Source organism: Rathayibacter sp. AY1D1 (genome assembly GCF_002932635.1).
In the GTDB taxonomy this organism is placed as follows: Bacteria; Actinomycetota; Actinomycetes; order Actinomycetales; family Microbacteriaceae; genus Rathayibacter.
On the sequence record NZ_PSVY01000064.1, the window covers coordinates 1 to 2,185 of the forward strand.

The window sequence follows — 2,185 nt, forward strand, 5'->3', positions numbered from 1 at the left end:
CGTGATCAGACGATCCGTCGGAACGACGTCGCTCGTCCAGGGGACCGGATCGATGACCTGCACTTCGGAGGGCTGCACGTATTCGAGGTTCCGGAACCGATAGGTGTACCAGCCGTCGGCGGTCTCGATGTAGATCGCGTCACCTAGTTGCAGCTCATCGATGAGGTGCATTCCTCCGCCGGCGGCGGAGCGGTGCGCCGCGATCGCGAAGTTCCCCATTTCGCCGGGCATCTGCGTTCCCGGGTAGTGGCCGATGCTGCCCACGTCGAGCACGTTCTCCGCGTCGACGCCCTCAGCGATCGTGCGCACCCACCCCTCGCCGTACCGGGGGATGTAGAGGTTGCCGAACGTGGTGTCCAGAGCTGCGACCGGCGCGATCACCGGGTCACCGGGGACGGCCGGCTCAGCGGTCGGCTCGGACGGCGCCTCCGCGGACGGCGCGTCATCGCCCCAGCTCTGGCGCAGCTCGGCCGCTTGATCTTCCTGCCGCCCTGCGATCACCGCATCGTTCCACCACAGCTGCCAGGCGAGGAACAGCAGAACGAGCACCCCTACGGTCATCAGCAGCTCACCCAAGACGCCGAAGAAGGACAGGCGGCGACGAGCCGGACGACGTCGGCGCCGCGACACGTCCACGGATGACGAAGCAGTCATGCGCAGGAGTCTAGGTGTGCCGCTCTCACCCGCATCGCTGCTGGAGATCGTTCACCGAACGAGCGATCGCCCTGGTGAAGCTAGCTGCGCGGAGAGGCGTCGTTGTGCCAGTACGCGGCAATTGCCGAGGTTCGCCGCACTACCGCGTCCGCCGAGGCAGGCGCCGGCCACAGATACAGCGCGTACCGGTCAGGCGCCGGATGCGCTTCGTCGGCGACATCTTGTCGCCGGCCCTCTTCCATGCCGGAAGCGCACCACCGGGCCCGATAGGCGGACGCCGTGAGCTGGAACGACGCGGCGGAGTCCCCAGACCATCCGCTAAGCACCGCATCCGGTCCTTCGGGCTGGAAGCTCGCCTCGACGATCTCCTCCCACAAGCCGAGCTCAGGCGCTGTGTCCAACGTGCTGACTCGAACCTGTACGTACCCGGTGTGGATACCTGTCCGCATGAAGAGGGCGCCGGGCAAGCTCGCTCCGCACAGCCCATTCTCTTGTCCGTCGAACGCATCACGAGGATCCTCAACCGACGCAGCGCCGGTTGTGAGTTGCAGCTGGGAGTAGTGCGTCCACACGGTTCCATCGAAGACGACTGGCATAACAGCCATCCTCCTCGACGTTCCCAGCGTCGCGTCCCATATGGGGATCGCTGGCCGGGCGTCCGGGAGGATCAGCGCATGTTGCCGGATGTCGAGCTTGCCGCAGCGCTCGAGGCTGTCGGGGTGCGGCGGCGGTGCTCGACGTCGACGTTGGGTAGCTTCGGGACATGGATGAAGCCACTGAGCCGTCCGCGCGTGGGTAGCGTATCGATCTCAACGAGCCGCCGAGGCTTCTGTGCAGTGAAGCGGAGGCAGCGCTCGTGCGCGCGTCGGAGGAGAGTGCACTTCTTCGCAGCCAGCCCTCGGGATCCAGTGGGAGGGAGAGGGTCGTTTCTGCTGCGCGCTCCGCTGTTCTTCTCGGTGCCAACGAGGACGAGCTCGCCGTGGCGATGGGGTTCACGCTCGAGGCTGTTCGGTCGATGCTCCGCGACGCTTGAACTAGGCCCGGGCCGTCCCGTATGGGATCCGCTCGCGCTTGCGCCACGCCTCGAGGAACGTCAACGACACCACGTCCTCCGCCTCCCCAGGAGTCGGAGCGAGCCCGAGCGCGTGCCGGCGGACGCGGTCGCGGTGCCGGTCGAAGATGCGACCGAACGCCTCACCCTCACCCGCTACGACGCGAGCCCAGTCCTGCTCATCAGTGACGCTCATACCAAGAAGTGTCCGCAGCGCTGCAAATCGCTGCACCCTTGGCCAAGTCCCCTCGAGTGCGAAGACTTGTGCCGTCCCGTAGGGGGATCGTTCAGCGGTTCACGCGATTCGCCGCCGTCGGAACGATCGGCAGCTTCTTCGCGCGAAGGGTGGTGGCGAGGAGCCGGCCGAGGAGGGAGGCGATGCCTGCCGTGACTGCGTATTCCGTGATGAGGCCCGCGGAGGAGGGCCAGGTCGCGTTTCCCGACGCGAGTACCAGTGCGGTGGAGGCGGCGGCGCCGATC

General features: G+C 66.8%; 4 protein-coding genes. All 4 read right to left on the reverse strand.

Annotation, left to right across the window (positions count from 1 at the left end; all coding sequences use genetic code 11):
• A partial coding sequence (locus C5C56_RS17360) for a class E sortase (protein ID WP_146086532.1) occupies positions 1–654 on the reverse strand: 654 nt, incomplete at its 3' end.
• Between the two features lie 80 nt (positions 655–734).
• Positions 735–1,250 (reverse strand): hypothetical protein, encoded by a 516-nt coding sequence (locus C5C56_RS17365; protein ID WP_104234405.1) that lies wholly within the window; start codon positions 1,248–1,250, stop codon positions 735–737.
• Positions 1,251–1,688: 438 nt separating this feature from the next.
• The gene (locus C5C56_RS17370; protein WP_104234406.1) at positions 1,689–1,901 is read right to left on the reverse strand and encodes a sigma factor; all 213 of its coding nucleotides are present in this window, start codon (positions 1,899–1,901) and stop codon (positions 1,689–1,691) included.
• A 91-nt stretch (positions 1,902–1,992) separates the two neighbouring features.
• Positions 1,993–2,185: hypothetical protein (locus C5C56_RS18100; protein WP_181137633.1), on the reverse strand; the 193-nt coding region annotated here is incomplete at its 5' end.